Source organism: Ruegeria sp. BHSC029, from assembly GCF_059613085.1.
This window is the reverse complement of sequence record NZ_JBXWRU010000001.1, coordinates 501,438-516,572: the sequence shown is the minus strand read 5'-3', so window position 1 is coordinate 516,572 and position 15,135 is coordinate 501,438. Positions and strand designations below refer to the sequence as shown.

Here is a 15,135-nt window from a genome sequence, read left to right as displayed (position 1 = left end):
GCGCATGAGGATCGTTTTCAAAACCGACTACATGCAGGACATCCGCCCGTGGAAGGACCGATACCAGTTGTCACTCTACCTGATCCTGCTGGCGGTGGTCATTGCCGCGCCGTGGTGGCTGGACGCGTTTTATCTGGGTGAGCTGACCAACGTTCTGATCTGGGCCATCGCTGGGCTGGGGCTGATGATCCTGACCGGGCATACCGGCCAGGCCAGCCTGGGCCACGCGGCGTTTCTGGCCTTTGGCTGCTATGCCAACGTGATCCTGATCGAGTCTGGCGTGCCGTTTCTGGTGGCTTTTCCGCTTGCCGGCATTCTGACCGGCATCGCCGGGGTCACGGTTGCCATCCCTGCCCTGCGGCTGCACGGTATCTATCTTGCGATCTTCACCCTGGCCTTGTCGATCCTGATGGACGACCTCATCGTTCTGGCGGAACCGATCACCGGCGGCGTGGCGGGCAAGTACATGGGGGGGGTCGAGATTTTCGGCCATCTGGTCGATCGCTGGGGCACGCCCGAGCAGTTCTACTGGCTGGTGCTGGTCGTCACGGTTCTGGTCACGCTGGGCTACATTAACCTTTTGCGCACGCCGTTGGGGCGCAGCTTCATCGCGGTGCGCGACTCGGAAGTGTCCGCGCAGGCGATGGGCATCGACATCGCGCGCACCAAGACCGTGTCCTTTGCCCTGTCCTGCGCCGTAACCGGATGGGCGGGAGCGCTGATGGGCCTTTATGCCGGGGCCTTCAACAACGAAACCTTCAGCGTTGTGATCTCGATCCAGCTGCTGATGATGATCGTGATCGGCGGACTGGGCTCGATCCACGGCGCGTTTCTGGGCGCCATCGTCATCGGGTTTCTGCCGCAGTTCCTGTCGATCGCCAAGGAATACGCAGCCGCCCTGTTCGGTGGCGGAACCGTCGCCATTCCGGGGCTAGAATTCGGCATCTTCGGCATGATCCTGATCGGGTTCATCCTGTTCGAGCCGATGGGCATCTACGGCCGATGGCTGAAAATCCGCACCTGGTTCGAGCTGTTCCCCTTCTACCGCAAGGACATGTTCAAGCGGCAGAAATCCTATCTCAAGACGGAGCGCCTGAGATGAGCCTGCTGGAATTCGAGAACGTCACCCTGAAATTCGGTGGCCTGACGGCGGTGAACGATCTGTCCTTTTCGGTCGAAGAAGGCGAGGTCTTTGCCATCGTCGGCCCGAACGGGGCGGGCAAATCCACGGTGTTCAACCTGATCTCGCGTTTCTACGACCCATACGCGGGCCAGATCCGGTTCGACGGGCACGATCTGCTTCAGGTCAAGCCCTCGGGTGTGGCCGCCTATGGAGTTGCGCGGACCTTCCAGAACATCGAGCTGTTCGAACATGCAACCGTGTTGCAGAACCTGCTGGTCGGGCGGCACCGCCACCGGCGTACCAATCTGCTGTCCGAGGTGTTCTTTACCCCCTCGGCCCGCCGGCAAGAGCTGGAGAACCGCGAGAAGGTCGAAGAGATCATCGATTTCCTCGACCTGCAGGCCTATCGCGACAAGATGATCGCCGGCCTGCCCTATGGCGTGCGCAAGGTGGTCGAGGTCGCGCGCGCACTGGCCACCGACCCCAAGCTGCTGCTGCTGGATGAACCGGCCTCGGGGCTGTCGGTCGAGGAAACAACCGACATGCGCTGGTGGATCGACGACATCCGGCGGCAGATGGGGATCACGGTGCTGATGGTCGAACATGACATGGGGCTGGTCTCGGGCGTGTCCGACCGGGTGCTGGCCATGGCCGACGGGGCGAAACTGGCCCTTGGGACACCGGCGCAGGTGCAATCGCACCCCGCCGTCGTAGAAGCCTATCTGGGGAAAGCCTCATGAGCGCACCGATCCTGAGCATCCGCAACATCGAAAGCTTCTATGGCCCGATCATGGCGATCCGCGGCGTGTCGCTGGACGTGCGCCCGGGTCAGATCGTCTCGATCCTGGGCGCCAACGGGGCGGGCAAGACGACGCTGATGAAGACCGTCTCGGGCGTGATGGACCCGGAAAAGGGCACGATCACCTTCGACGGCGAGGAAATCCAGGGGCTGGAGCCGCACAAGATCGTCCAGAAGGGCATCGTGCATGTGCCCGAGGGGCGCGAGGTGTTCCCGCTGTTGACGGTGAACGAGAACCTCAGCCTGGGGGCCTATACCCTGCATGACAAGGCCCAGATCGAGCGCGACCGCGAGTTGGTGTTTTCCTACTTCCCGGTTCTGAAGGAACGCCGAAATCAAGAGGCCGGCACCCTGTCGGGCGGGCAGCAGCAGATGCTGGCCATCGGACGCGGTTTGATGGCCAACCCGCGCATCATGCTGCTGGATGAACCCTCGCTGGGCCTGTCGCCGCTGCTGGTCCAAGAGATCTTCGGCATCCTCAGACGTTTGAATGACGAGCAGAACATGACCATGATGCTGGTCGAGCAGAACGCCAACGCCGCGCTGGAACTGGCCGATCATGGCTATGTCATGGAGGTCGGGCGCATCGTGATGGACGGCCCCGCCGACGTGCTGATGCGGTCCGAGGACATCCAGAACTTCTATCTGGGCGTGCAGGAGGAAGGCGCGCGGGAAAACCGCCGCTGGAAACGCAAGAAGACGTGGAGGTGAGCCGGATGAACATGACCACCCTGCCCCAGCAGACCACCATCAACGGCGTCCAGTTCAACGCCACCCCCGGCCAGCGCCCCGTGCGGGTCGATGGCTGCGTCACCATCCCCGCGCTGTTCCAGAAACGCTGCGCCGCCCTGGGCGACCGCACCGCGCATCGGGAAAAGGATCTGGGCATCTGGAAATCCTATTCCTGGGCCGACTACTGGCAGCACGCCAAGTGGATCGGGCTGGCGCTGCGCAAACTGGGGCTGCAGCGCGGCGAGGTCGTCTCGATCCTGTCCGAGGACCGCAAGGAATGGGCGTGGTTCGATCTTGGCATCCAATGCGTCGGCGGAATCGCCTCGGGCGTCTACACCACCGATTCCGCCAGCCAGCTGAAATACCTGGTCAATGACAGCGACAGCCGCTTTCTGATCGTCGAAGACGAAGAGCAGCTGGACAAATTCCTGGACATCGAAGACGAGGTGCCCGGCCTGTTGAAGGTCATCATCCTCGAGGACGAAGGCCTGCACGACCTGACCCATCCCCGCTGCATGATGATCGAAGATCTTTACGCCCTCGGTCGGGAGGTCGAGCGCGAAGAACCAGGCCGGTTCGAGGCGGAAATCGCGCAAGCCACGCCGCAGGACACGGCGCTGCTGATCTATACCTCGGGCACCACCGGCATGCCCAAGGGCGCGATGCTGAGCAACGAAAACATCATGGCCGCGATCGAATGCGGCGCTCGCTGCCTGCCCGCGCTGGAAACGGACGAACAGCTTTGCTTTTTGCCGCTGTGTCATATCCTTGAACGCGACGTGTCGATCTATTTCCCGCTTGCTTCGAAATGCACAGTGAATTTCGCCGAAAGCCCCGAGACGGTCTTTGCCAACCTGCAGGAAGTGTCGCCCTCGACCTTCACCGCCGTCCCGCGCGTGTGGGAAAAGATCTATTCGCAGGTGCTGATCATGGCGCAAGAGGCCACCCCGGCCGGGCGCGCCGCCTTTGGCATGGCGCTGAAGGCCGGGATGAAGCGTGCCGAATACATCCTGCAGGGCAGACCGGTGCCGCCGGCGGTGGCCGCGAATTTCTGGCTGTGGGATCGGCTGGTGCTACGCAACCTGCGCCGGATGCTGGGCATGGACCGGCTGCGGCGCGGCGGGTCGGGCGCGGCCCCGATCTCGCCCGAGCTGCTGAAATGGTACTGGGCCATCGGCGTGCCGCTGGTCGAGGGCTTCGGCATGACCGAGACCTCGGGCATCGCCACGCTGAACACGCCCGAGGCCAACCACATCGGTACCATCGGCAAGCCCGCACCGGGGATCGACCTGCGCATCTCGGACGAGGGCGAAATCCAGATCCGCGGCCTGAACGTGTTCCAGGGCTATTGGCGCAACAATGCCAAGACCGCCGAGACCTTCACCGCCGACGGCTGGCTGCGCACCGGCGATATGGGGCACGTGGACGCGGACGGCTATGTCACGATCACCGGCCGCCTCAAGGACATCATCATCACCGCCGGCGGCAAGAACATAACCCCGGCCGAGATCGAAAGCCGGTTGAAGTTCTCGCATTACATCTCGGACGCGGTGATCATCGGCGACCGCCGCAAGTACCTGACGGCGCTGGTGATGATAGATCAGGAAAACGTCGAGAAGTTCGCGCAGGACCGCAAGGTGCCGTTCTCGAACTTCGCCTCGCTCTGCGCTGCGGCCGAGGTGCGCGAATTGATCGGCGCGGAAGTGGCCGCGGTGAACAAGGAATTCGCGCGGGTCGAGCAGATCAAGGATTTCCGCCTGATCGACGTGCTGCTGACCGCCGATGATGACGAACTGACCGCGACGATGAAACTGAAACGCAGCCTGGTGGAAAAGAAACACGCGCATCTCATTGAAGACATGTACAAATAGAACAGGGATCAATCCCAAGGGAGGAAAACACATGACCAAAGCAATCAGACGGCTGGCGGCAGCAACCGCCCTGTCCGCCCTGGCCTCGATGGGCTGGGCCGAAACGCAAGGCGTGACCGACGACGAAATCGTCATCGGCTCGGTCAATGACCTCAGCGGCATTTTCGCCGCCGTGGGGGTTCCGGCCACCAAGGGCGCGAACGTGGTGTTCGACCGGGTCAACGCCAATGGCGGCGTGCATGGCCGCAAGATCCGCTATGTGGTCGAGGACAACGGATACCAGATGCCGCGCGCGATGCAGGGCTACAACAAGCTGCTGAACCGCGACAAGGTGTTTGCGATGCTGCAATCGCTGGGCACGCCGATGAACCTGGCCGGGTTCAAACTGCTGGATCCCAAAGGCATCCCCAACGTCGCCCCCCTGTCGGCCGCGCGGCAGATGCTGCAGGAGCCGATGAAGAACAAGTTCACCTCGTTTTCCAGCTATTACGACCAGGCGCGCGTGGGCGTGAAATATCTGGCGCAGGAATTCGGTGGCGACAAGGTCTGCACGATGTATCTGCCCACCGATTTCGGCAAGGAAATCCTGGAAGGCAGTCAGGAAGGCTCCAAGGAAGCTGGCATTACCTTTGCCGCGGAAACCACTCACAAACCTGACGAAACCGATTTCGTGGGCTCGCTCAGCAAGCTGAAGGAAGAAGGCTGCGACATCGTCACAATCGCCTTGGGTGTGCGGCAGGCCATCACCGTGGTCGGCACCGCCAAGAAGATGGGCCTGACCGACATGAAGTTCCTGGGCACCTCGGCCAGTTTCCTGACCGTGGTGGCACAGGTGCCGGGTGGCGTGACCGACGGTTTCTACGCCGCTGCCTCGTGGCAGGACCTTTGGGCCCGCGCGGATGAACCCGCCCCCAAGGCCTTCATCGAGGAATACAAGGCCGCCACCGGCGAAGACCCGGTGGGCTTTTCGATGCTGGGCTATGCCGCGGCCGAAATGATGGTCAAGGCGCTGGAGGCGGCAGGCCCCGACCTGACCCAGGAAAGCTTTATCGCTGCAATGGAGACGCTGGACTATCAGGATGAACTGGTCGGCAACCACATGACCTTTGGCCCCGATGACCATCAGGGCGCCGATACGGTCTACGTCAACGTGGTGGAAAACGGCGCGTGGAAAATGGTCTACGAAGAGTAAGGCCAGAGAAACTCAACGAAAAAAAGGGCTCGCGGTTGCGAGCCCTTTGCATTTGAAAAACTCGGCAGCGATTAACGCTTCGAGAACTGGAACGAACGGCGGGCTTTGCGCTTGCCGTATTTCTTGCGTTCCACGACGCGGCTGTCGCGGGTCAGGAAGCCCGCGGCTTTCAGGGCACCGCGCAGGCTGGGATCGTACAGCTGCAGCGCTTTCGAGATGCCGTGCTTGACCGCACCGGCCTGACCGGTCAGGCCACCGCCCTTGACGGTTGCCACAACGTCGAATTCACCTTCGACACCGGCAACCTGGAACGGCTGGCGCAGGATCAGCTGCAGAACGGGGCGTGCGAAATACACGTCCTGGTCCTTGCCGTTCACGGTGACCTTGCCGGAACCCGGCTTGATCCAAACGCGGGCAACAGCGTCTTTACGCTTGCCGGTTGCATAGGAACGACCCAGTTCGTCACGCACGGGCTCGCGCACAACAACTTCTTCGGCCACGGTTGCAACGCCTGCGACGGCGCTCAGCTCTTCGAGAGTATTGATCTGATCAGCCATCGGTCATTAGCTCCGGGTGTTTTTCTTGTTCATGGATTTGACATCCAGAACTTCGGGGGCCTGGGCTTCGTGCGGGTGCTCGGCACCGGCATAGATGCGCAGATTGGTCATCTGCTGACGCGACAGACGGTTGCCCGGCAGCATGCGCTTGACGGCCTGAAAGACCACACGCTCGGGGTGCGCGCCTTCCAGGATCTGTTGCTTGGTGCGCGACTTGATGCCGCCCGGGTGGCCAGTGTGCCAGTAGAAGTGCTCGTCTCGCTTCTTGCCGGTCATCTGGATCTTGTCGGCGTTGATGACGATGACGTTGTCGCCCATGTCCATGTTCGGGGTGAACGACGGCTTGTGCTTGCCACGCAGGCGCATGGCGACGATCGAGGCAAGACGGCCCAGAACAACGCCCTCGGCGTCGATCAGGATCCACTTCTTGTCGATGTCTGCAGGAGTTGCAGAGAAGGTTTTCATGTCAGGACAATCCTGTTTGATGTGAAAGGCCGCCCCAAAGGTGGACCGGCCCGAATTCGATGGATGGGTATTTAGACGGCCCGTAAGTGCACGTCAAGAATGGTAGCGTCCAATTAATTATTATAAAACATCAGCTTATAAAATAGGTATCTATTTACCCCAAATCAAACGCTGATTTGTTCGGGCGGATTGTCCAGTAAGGCGCGCAGACGCAGCATGGCGGATTCGAACTGCTTCAGCGAGACATGCCCGTTCATGGCAATGCGCACGGCATTTGGCGCTCGTCCATCCCTCAGCGCGAATTCATCTGCCGATCGGAGTTGAATGCCCTCCCGCTCGGCGGCTCTGCTGAAAGCTGCAGCACGCCAGCCGGAGGGCAGGCTTAGCCAGACAAAGGGAATGTCGGCGTCCCAGTTCAGATTGAAGCCACCCAGTGCATTGACGGCCACCCGTACATACTCACCCATCTTCGCGCGAACATCCCGCGCCATTTGCCGGGATTGAGGGTGACTGAGGAGCAAGCGGGTCAGTTCGGCCAATGGCTGCGCCAACCCGAAGTACCCGTATTCCGCCGATCGGCGCAGGTCTCCGCTGCGTTCCCGCGGAGCGATGGCGAACCCCACGCGCAACGCCGGCGTAAGGGTCTTGGAAATCGACGACACGTGCCAGCCCCGTTCAGGCGCAAGAGCCCTGTAACTGGGTGCGCGTGCCTCGCCCATACGATAGCAATCGTCCTCGATGATTTGCAGATCGTGGCGGCGGGCGATCTCGATCACCTCGTTGCGGCGTTCAAGAGGAGAATGGCCACCGGTCGGATTCTGAACTTCGGGCGACACGCAGATCGCCTGCGCACGAGTTTGACGAAGGATGTGGTCCAGCGCGTCGGGGCTGATACCCCATTTGTCCATTTTCACACCGACAACTTCGGCGCGCATCAACTCACCGGCGCGACGGAACCCCGCATAAGAAAGGTCTTCGACCAGAACAACGGGTTTCGGATCGCGCAGAACGGTCTGAAACACGACGCACAGTCCGCTTTGTCCGCCATGCGTAAGAACGATGTCATCGGCGTTCAAAGCACCCAGCGGCAAGTCGGAGAGCCAATCAACAACAGCCTGGCGCACCGGCAGGTAAGCGTCACGGGTGGGATAGTTCATGAACATCTTCGGATCCCCCTGCGCCACCTTGGCAAGGCATGACCGTATCAGGGACACCTGCCCGACATCTGGCAGTCGCGGGCTGAACAGGCTGACATTGGCGTCATACTTGTCGTCGCGAAGATGAAGCTGCCGTGACCAGACATCGTCCAGCAATGGCATTTTCGGTGGTGCCACGAATGTACCACGCCCGACCTCGGCCTGCAGCAACCCCTCCTCGGTCAGAATGGAATAAGCCCGGGCGACCGTTCCTGGTGTGATTTGCAATCGATATGCCAGCTCCCGCACCGGAGGAAGTTTCCCCCCGACTTCCAGCTGCTTTTTTTCGATGGCTTTTCGAATTGTATCGGCGACCAGAGTGTACTTTGGCCCCTTGGATTTTGGCAGATCTGTCGGCCAAATTGTATCCATTACAATTCTTCCTTTGCGTTCAACACAATCCCGAATGTATCACAACAATGTACCGAACATTTATGCTTTGTGTCAATACAATTTGAAAGGATACTTACCATGACACGCGCAATGCACACCTCCGCCCTCTTGCTGCTGAACGACAGCCCCCGGCTGCCTCTGATCGCTGCGCTGGCCGTGCGTTTTGCGGCGACTGTCACCCAATGGGAACGCCGGCGCCGCAGTCGCGTCAACCTGAGCAGGCTGGACGACCGTCTGCTTAAGGATGTCGGACTGACGCGCTTTGAGGCTGACCGCGAAGCACGCCGCCAATTCTGGCTTGGCTAGAATATCCCCAGTCCCAATTACGGGACCTCTTCCTGTGCCGGGGCTTGTCCCCGGCATTTTTTATCCGAACGCAGCTGCAGCGGACCCGGCAGGTGGCAACGAGTAGGTCATGCTGGCGCGCGCCACCGGCGCCTCCCGCCCTTCCGAGTAAATCAGGACGTCACCAACAGCCAGCGTACGCCCCAGTTTCAGCAACCTGCACTCGGCAATCATGTCGGCCCCACCGGCAGGTTTACGCAGAAAATCCATAGAACTGTTGGTGGTCACCGCCAGCGATTGCCGGCCCTTTCGCGCCAGAACCATCGAATAGACGCAGACATCGGCCAGGGCGAACATCGAAGGCCCGGACACGGTTCCGCCCGGACGCAGATGCCGATCTTCGACAACGAGGCGCATGCGGATCGAGTCGTCGGTCAGATCCATGACGACGAAATCCTTGTGCACCTGCGGGAAGACCTGCGCCAGATAGTCCGTCAGCTCTTCCTTGTTCATTGCCAATGACATGCTTCCCCTCCTCGATTTGCCGACCTAGAGTTGGCCCCACAGCCGGCAGGAGGGCAAGATGGCAATTTTGGAACGTAACGACACGGGCGCGATCGCTCATCTGAAAATGAAAACGCCCGAGCGGCTGAATGCGCTGAGCGACGAAATGCTGGAGGCGCTGCAATCTGAACTGGATACCCTGCGCGATGATCGTACGATCCGCGCCGTGATACTGTCTGGGGCAGGCAAGGCGTTTTGTGCCGGTCACGACCTCAAGCAGATGACCGCAGGCCGGCAGGCCGAAGATGGCGGCAAGGCCTACTTCACCGATCTGTTCAATCGCTGCGCCCGAATGATGATGTCGATCCAATCCCTGCCCCAACCGGTGATCGCGCAGGTCCATGGCATTGCAACGGCCGCCGGCTGCCAACTGGTGGCGACCTGCGATCTGGCCGTGGCAGCCGAAGGAACGCGATTCGGCGTCAATGGCGTGAATATCGGTCTCTTCTGCTCGACGCCGATGGTGGCGCTGAGCCGCAACATTCCGCGAAAACTGGCGTTTGAGATGCTGACCACCGGTGATTTCATACCAGCGGAGCGGGCTGCCGAGCTGGGCCTGGTCAATCGTGTCGTTCCGGAAGCGCTGTTGGAGCATGAGACCCTGTCGTTGGCCGAGCAGTTGGCCTCCAAACTGGGCGCGGCGGTAAAGATCGGGAAACAGGCGTTTTATCAGCAACTTCAGATGCCTTTGGATCAGGCATATGCCTATACCGGCGGCGTGATGGCCGAAAATATGCTGCACCGGGATACCGAGGAAGGTATTTCCGCATTTATCGAAAAACGCTCACCAAATTGGACCCAATGACGCAATTGTTATGGCTAAAATTATCGACTGTTCGCATTTTTGCACTTTTCAAAAGGGCATCTCTGTGGCAAAGCTGAGACAGGGCTGAGGTCCTCACTATCTTTTGGGTCGCCGTGGGCGGAAGGTCCCTCCAAGCTGGTTTCTCTCACCGGCGCAGACATTCCCGCAGCGGCGACCCCAAGACTTCCCAACAAAATCATAGCGTTGCTGCCTTGTTGGCGGCAGTTTTCGATGGCCGTTGCACGCGCGGGCCACCTGCCCTATTTGGACGCACATGACACAGAAATTGCATATCGTTGGCGGCGGCATGGCCGGATCCGAGGCCGCATGGCAGGCCGCCGAAATGGGCGTGGACGTCGTGATTCACGAAATGCGCCCCAAAGTGGGCACTTTTGCGCATCAAACCGGCAACCTGGGCGAGATGGTCTGTTCCAACTCGTTCCGGTCTGATGATGACGAGCAGAATGCCGTTGGTTTGCTGCATTGGGAAATGCGCGCGGCCAATGGGTTGATCATGACCACGGCAGACGCCCACCGACTTCCTGCGGGCGGCGCTCTTGCCGTAGACCGTGAACCTTTTGCCGAAACGGTGACCGCCAAGCTGAAGGCGCACCCACGCGTCACCGTCACCGGTGAGGAAGTCACTACGCTTCCGGACGATGGACATTGGATATTTGCCACCGGTCCGCTGACCTCGCCAGCGTTGGGCGCAGCGATCCAGCGCGAGACCGGGGCCGAAGCGCTGGCCTTTTTCGACGCGATTGCCCCGATCGTCTACGCTGACACGATCGACATGAGCAAGGCGTGGATGCAGTCGCGCTATGACAAAGGTGAGACCGAGGAAGAGCGTACCGCCTATCTGAACTGCCCGATGGACCGTGACCAGTACGAGGCTTTCATCGACTCGCTGCTGGCCGCTGACAAGACCGAGTTCCACGAAGGTGAAACAGCTGGCTATTTCGATGGCTGCCTGCCGATCGAGGTGATGGCCGAGCGTGGGCGCGAGACTCTCCGTCACGGGCCGATGAAACCGGTGGGCCTGACCAATCCACATCAGCCGGACGTAAAACCTCATGCCGTGGTTCAACTGCGTCGCGACAACGCTTTGGGCACGCTGTTCAACATCGTTGGGTTCCAGACCAAGATGAAATATGGCGCCCAGACCGAGGTGTTCCGGATGATTCCTGGGCTCGAGAATGCCAGTTTTGCACGTCTGGGCGGCATCCATCGCAACACCTTCATCAACTCGCCCACTTTGCTGGATGCGCAGATGCGCCTGAAATCCAAGCCGAACATCCGATTTGCCGGGCAAATCACCGGGGTTGAAGGATATGTCGAGAGCGCCGCGATGGGCCTGCTGGCAGGTCGTCTCGCGGCGGCAGAGATCCTTGGCGACTCCCTGCCCCCGGTTCCGCAGGACAGCGCCATGGGCGCGCTGATCCACCACATCACCGGCGGCGCAGAGGCCAAGACCTTTCAGCCTATGAACGTGAATTTTGGTTTGTTCCGACCGGTCGACGGGTTGAAAGGCGGACGGCGCGGCCGCAAGGATCGCTACAAAGCCTATACCGATCGCGCCAAGGAGGCATGGCAGCAGTGGCTGACGCAAAGCTGACTGGACGCAGACCGGGCCACGCGCCTAAACTGGCGGCATGAGCGAGAAGTTCCTCAAAAACACATATGATCTGAACACGCCGCAGGAAACCCAGGCGCATTACCAGAAATGGGCGGCCTCTTACGAAGATGAGGTGGCCGAGCACGGGTATGCCACGCCGGGCCGCGTGGCCGAGGCGTTGTGGTCCAAGTTGCCGCAACCGGACACACCTATCCTTGACTATGGCTGCGGGACCGGGTTGTCCGGTGTCGCCATGCACAAGGTCGGATACCGGGCAATCGACGGCGTCGATCCGACACCAGAGATGCTGAAAGGTGCTGCTGCCAAGGGCGTCTACCGCAACCTTGCTGCCATCGACATCACCGATCCCAACCCGTTGGAGACGGGGGCATACAAGGCAATCGCCGCGATCGGAGTGATCGGCGCCGGCGCCGCGCCGCCCCAGACATTCGACATGCTGATGAAAGTCTTGCCCAAAGGTGGCCTGCTGGCGTTTTCGTTCAACGACCATACATTGGATGATCCCGGCTATACCGGGCGCCTGAACGAATGGCTGGACATGGGAGCGGCGCGCCTTCTGTTTCGCGAACACGGACCGCACTTGCCAGGGCTGGACTTGAAATCCGACGTATATATCGTTGAAAAGACGTGAAATTCACCACAAGATTTGCCCCATCTCCAACCGGGCCATTGCATCTTGGTCATGCGTATTCTGCATTGCTGGCGTATGGCCTCGCTGCCCGAAACTCCGGCACGTTCCTGCTGCGGATCGAGGATATCGATCAGTCCCGGGCGCGTCGGCATTGGGAGGATCAGATCTATGACGATCTGACGTGGTTGGGTTTGACGTGGCCTCGCCCTGTGTTGCGGCAATCCGATCGTATGCCGCTCTATCGGCGGGCCTTGAACCGGCTGTGGTCCCAAGGGCTGCTATATCCGTGCACCTGCAATCGCAAGGATATCGCGGCCGCCGCCAGTGCGCCGCAGGAAGGGTATCCTCTGCACGGACCTGACGGCGTCATATATCCCGGAACATGCCGTGAAAAATGGACATATCAGGTGCAGTCCGCGATCCCGGAGGATGTGGCCCTGCGTCTCAATATGTCCGAAGCGCTGCGCCGGATCGCGAGGGACGCCACCGGGTTGAGGTTTCACGAGAGCGGGTCCGGTCCGGATGGCGCGACTGGCTGGATAGAATTGTCGGACGAACAGATGCTGCACGGTGTCGGCGATGTCGTCCTCGCCCGACGGGGTATGGGCACGTCTTATCACCTGTCAGTCGTTCTGGATGATGCGGTGCAGAACATCTCAAATGTGGTTCGCGGTCAGGATCTGTTTGACGCAACCGGGATCCACGTGGTGCTGCAGCGCTTGTTGGGGTTGGACACGCCCACCTATCACCACCACCGACTTATCCGGGACGAAGCGGGAAAACGGCTGGCCAAGCGAGACGACGCCAGGGCGATTGCGAAATACCGGGCCGAAGGAGCGACGCCCGAAGACGTCCGCGCAATGGTCGGTCTTTAGGCCCGCTAGGCGCCCTCAGGCCATCGGCGACATCAATTCGACCTCTTCCCCGTCCCGGACGGCGGTGTAGAAGCAGCTTCGGCGGTTTGTGTGGCAAGCGGGGCCGCTTTGTCGTACCAGAACCAACAGGCAATCCCGATCGCAATCGACGCGAAAATCCACCAACTCCTGTACGTGTCCCGAGCTTTCTCCCTTGACCCAGAAGGACTGGCGCGAGCGCGACCAATAGGTGACGCGCCCGGTTTCCAGCGTCTTTCGGATCGCCTCGGCGTTCATCCAAGCCATCATGAGAACCTCGCCGGTGCTCTCCTCTTGCGCGATGGCCGGGACCAACCCAGCCTCATTGAATTTGAGCGTCGACGGGTCGAACGTAGCAGAGCGCGACATCGCAAAAACCTTTTGCATCCCAGAACATGGCCACTATGTATGGGGAACATCCTCCGAGGGAAACCCATGTCCGGCGAAACCGACCTGCTTAAGCTCTACTCCGGGCGCATTCTGGCGCTGGCGGCCGACATTCCGCACCTGCAGCGGTTGGAAGATCCGGATGCGACCGTCAAGAAACGGTCGCCCTTGTGCGGCTCGACGGTTGCCGTGGACATCAAAGTGCGGGACGGCCGGATTACCGAGATTGGTCAGGACGTGAAAGCCTGCGCACTGGGTCAGGCCGCATCGGCAGTGGTCGGTGCATCGGTCATCGGGGCAACCCGCCCCCAAATTGAAACCGCGCGCGACCAGCTGGCGGCCATGCTCAAGAGTGACGGCCCCACCCCGGATGCGCCGTTTGACGAACTGGAAGTTCTGCGGCCCGCCCGCGATTACAAGAACCGGCACGCGTCGATCATGCTTGCCCTGGACGCGATCGCCGAGGCTTTCGAGAAGGCCGAACAGGCCAACTGCGCCTGAACATGGTCTTTTGAATCGAAGGCGGCTAACCTCCTGACCAATTTGACGGAGAAGCCAATTGAACAACCTTCTGGAACATTTTGTAACCTTGTGGGTCGTCATCGACCCGATCGGAACCATCCCGGTTTTCATTGCCGTCACTGCGGGTATCGAAGCCGCCGCGCGCCGGCGCACTGCCTTGCTGGCCGCACTGATCAGCGCCGGCATCCTTCTGTTCTTTCTGGTCTTTGGACAATTGCTGATCGAGGCGCTGGATATCGGCCTCAACTCGTTTCAGGTCGCCGGCGGGATCATCCTGTTCCTGTTCGCGCTGACGATGATTTTTGGTGAAAGCAAACAGGAAATCGAACAGCGCCAGGCCGAAGAAGACATGGAAGACAAGCTGCACAGGCACAACCCGGCGATCTTCCCCTTGGCGGTCCCGTCATTGGCCTCACCCGGTGCTATGCTGGCCATCGTCATTCTGACGGACAACCACCGCTACAGCGTGGCGGATCAGGGCATTACTGCGCTGGTCATGCTGTCCGTGCTGGCCTGCGCCTTTGTGTTGATGCTACTGGCCGAGCCAATCATCCGGCTGATCGGTCATTCGGGGGCGGCAATCATCAGCCGGGTCATGGGAATGATTCTGGCCTCGGTGGCCGTCAACTCGGTCCTGTCAGCCCTGCTTGAGATCTTCAAAACCGGTCAATTGTAAAAAAAACCGCCGCTCCTTCCGGGCGGAAAGGGCGGCGGCAGTCAATGCGTTTCTCGCGTGGGGTCCGGATTACCGCGTGGGGCCGAGGCACGGCCCCTTCAAGGGGTTTGGGACAGGCAGGTCACCCTTGACTGAAATGGGGATGACATACGCGGGTTGATCGGCACGAGATCGCAGGCAGAAAGGCTTAGAACCCGACGGGCAAGTGAAGCGCCACCATCAGCATGACAACCAGCGAAGCTACGCCGGCTGCATCCTGCAAAAGCGTGGCTTGCGAACGGCTGAAAGCACTTTTGATCTGGGTCAGCATGTTTCACCTCCGGTCGGGAATTAATCCTTTGTTGACCTTTTGTTCTCATATTTCCGGGGATCAGTAAAGAACTTTATGAGAACATTTGTGAACTTTTT

Annotated in this window: 18 protein-coding genes; 12 read left to right on the top strand and 6 right to left on the bottom strand. The window is 60.3% G+C overall.

Annotated features, from left to right (window positions below):
* The first annotated feature begins 4 nt into the window (after window positions 1–4).
* Genes AC2FML_RS02475 through AC2FML_RS02455 form a run of 5 tightly spaced genes read left to right on the top strand, consistent with a single transcriptional unit; the run spans window position 5 to window position 5,717 of the window.
* Window positions 5–1,102, top strand: coding sequence for a branched-chain amino acid ABC transporter permease (locus AC2FML_RS02475; RefSeq protein WP_496781834.1), 1,098 nt, complete (start codon window positions 5–7; stop codon window positions 1,100–1,102).
* Window positions 1,099–1,863, top strand: coding sequence for an ABC transporter ATP-binding protein (locus AC2FML_RS02470; protein WP_149775121.1), 765 nt, complete (start codon window positions 1,099–1,101; stop codon window positions 1,861–1,863). The genes AC2FML_RS02475 and AC2FML_RS02470 overlap by 4 nt, the downstream gene beginning before the upstream one ends.
* Complete coding sequence (locus AC2FML_RS02465) at window positions 1,860–2,633, top strand: ABC transporter ATP-binding protein (protein WP_170357796.1); 774 nt, start codon at window positions 1,860–1,862, stop codon at window positions 2,631–2,633. Before AC2FML_RS02470 ends, AC2FML_RS02465 begins: the two co-directional genes overlap by 4 nt.
* A 5-nt stretch (window positions 2,634–2,638) precedes the next feature.
* A complete protein-coding gene (locus AC2FML_RS02460) occupies window positions 2,639–4,525 on the top strand; it encodes an AMP-dependent synthetase/ligase (RefSeq protein WP_496781832.1) in 1,887 nt (628 codons plus the stop codon).
* A gap of 31 nt (window positions 4,526–4,556) precedes the next feature.
* On the top strand, window positions 4,557–5,717 hold the full coding sequence (locus AC2FML_RS02455; RefSeq protein ID WP_496781831.1) for an ABC transporter substrate-binding protein: 1,161 nt from the start codon (window positions 4,557–4,559) through the stop codon (window positions 5,715–5,717).
* Window positions 5,718–5,788: 71 nt separating this feature from the next.
* On the opposite strand, the gene rpsI is transcribed toward AC2FML_RS02455, so the two are convergent.
* The 3 genes from rpsI to AC2FML_RS02440 form a co-directional block, all read right to left on the bottom strand.
* The gene (rpsI, locus tag AC2FML_RS02450; protein ID WP_496781829.1) at window positions 5,789–6,274 is read right to left on the bottom strand and encodes a 30S ribosomal protein S9; all 486 of its coding nucleotides are present in this window, start codon (window positions 6,272–6,274) and stop codon (window positions 5,789–5,791) included.
* A gap of 6 nt (window positions 6,275–6,280) precedes the next feature.
* Window positions 6,281–6,739 carry a 50S ribosomal protein L13 gene (gene rplM / locus AC2FML_RS02445; protein WP_170339225.1) on the bottom strand — a complete coding sequence of 153 codons (459 nt, stop codon included), beginning with the start codon at window positions 6,737–6,739 and terminating at the stop codon, window positions 6,281–6,283.
* Window positions 6,740–6,903: 164 nt separating this feature from the next.
* On the bottom strand, window positions 6,904–8,307 hold the full coding sequence (locus AC2FML_RS02440; protein WP_496781827.1) for an aminotransferase-like domain-containing protein: 1,404 nt from the start codon (window positions 8,305–8,307) through the stop codon (window positions 6,904–6,906).
* 99 nt (window positions 8,308–8,406) lie between these two features.
* Between AC2FML_RS02440 and AC2FML_RS02435 the strand changes: the two genes are divergently transcribed.
* On the top strand, window positions 8,407–8,634 hold the full coding sequence (locus AC2FML_RS02435) for a DUF1127 domain-containing protein (protein ID WP_170367090.1): 228 nt from the start codon (window positions 8,407–8,409) through the stop codon (window positions 8,632–8,634).
* A gap of 60 nt (window positions 8,635–8,694) precedes the next feature.
* On the opposite strand, the gene AC2FML_RS02430 is transcribed toward AC2FML_RS02435, so the two are convergent.
* Window positions 8,695–9,138, bottom strand: coding sequence for a PaaI family thioesterase (locus tag AC2FML_RS02430; RefSeq protein WP_496781824.1), 444 nt, complete (start codon window positions 9,136–9,138; stop codon window positions 8,695–8,697).
* Between the two features lie 58 nt (window positions 9,139–9,196).
* On the opposite strand from AC2FML_RS02430, the gene AC2FML_RS02425 reads away from it, so the two are divergent.
* The 4 genes from AC2FML_RS02425 (at window position 9,197) to gluQRS (ending at window position 13,124) form a co-directional block, all read left to right on the top strand.
* Window positions 9,197–9,982 carry an enoyl-CoA hydratase gene (locus AC2FML_RS02425; RefSeq protein ID WP_170371094.1) on the top strand — a complete coding sequence of 262 codons (786 nt, stop codon included), beginning with the start codon at window positions 9,197–9,199 and terminating at the stop codon, window positions 9,980–9,982.
* A gap of 274 nt (window positions 9,983–10,256) precedes the next feature.
* Window positions 10,257–11,597 carry a methylenetetrahydrofolate--tRNA-(uracil(54)-C(5))-methyltransferase (FADH(2)-oxidizing) TrmFO gene (gene trmFO, locus AC2FML_RS02420; protein ID WP_496781823.1) on the top strand — a complete coding sequence of 447 codons (1,341 nt, stop codon included), beginning with the start codon at window positions 10,257–10,259 and terminating at the stop codon, window positions 11,595–11,597.
* Between the two features lie 37 nt (window positions 11,598–11,634).
* The gene (locus AC2FML_RS02415) at window positions 11,635–12,249 is read left to right on the top strand and encodes a class I SAM-dependent DNA methyltransferase (protein WP_496781821.1); all 615 of its coding nucleotides are present in this window, start codon (window positions 11,635–11,637) and stop codon (window positions 12,247–12,249) included.
* The gene (gene gluQRS, locus AC2FML_RS02410; RefSeq protein ID WP_496781819.1) at window positions 12,246–13,124 is read left to right on the top strand and encodes a tRNA glutamyl-Q(34) synthetase GluQRS; all 879 of its coding nucleotides are present in this window, start codon (window positions 12,246–12,248) and stop codon (window positions 13,122–13,124) included. The genes AC2FML_RS02415 and gluQRS overlap by 4 nt, the downstream gene beginning before the upstream one ends.
* A gap of 15 nt (window positions 13,125–13,139) precedes the next feature.
* Here the strand turns inward: gluQRS and hisI are convergent, their stop codons facing one another.
* Entirely contained in the window at window positions 13,140–13,529 is a 390-nt protein-coding gene (gene hisI, locus AC2FML_RS02405) for a phosphoribosyl-AMP cyclohydrolase (RefSeq protein ID WP_170357778.1), read from the bottom strand.
* Between the two features lie 48 nt (window positions 13,530–13,577).
* On the opposite strand from hisI, the gene AC2FML_RS02400 reads away from it, so the two are divergent.
* A complete protein-coding gene (locus AC2FML_RS02400) occupies window positions 13,578–14,030 on the top strand; it encodes an iron-sulfur cluster assembly scaffold protein (RefSeq protein ID WP_496781818.1) in 453 nt (150 codons plus the stop codon).
* Window positions 14,031–14,088: 58 nt separating this feature from the next.
* Entirely contained in the window at window positions 14,089–14,727 is a 639-nt protein-coding gene (locus AC2FML_RS02395) for a MarC family protein (protein ID WP_093962021.1), read from the top strand.
* A gap of 187 nt (window positions 14,728–14,914) precedes the next feature.
* On the opposite strand, the gene AC2FML_RS02390 is transcribed toward AC2FML_RS02395, so the two are convergent.
* Window positions 14,915–15,037, bottom strand: coding sequence for a hypothetical protein (locus tag AC2FML_RS02390; RefSeq protein WP_260066061.1), 123 nt, complete (start codon window positions 15,035–15,037; stop codon window positions 14,915–14,917).
* Window positions 15,038–15,135 lie beyond the last annotated feature (98 nt).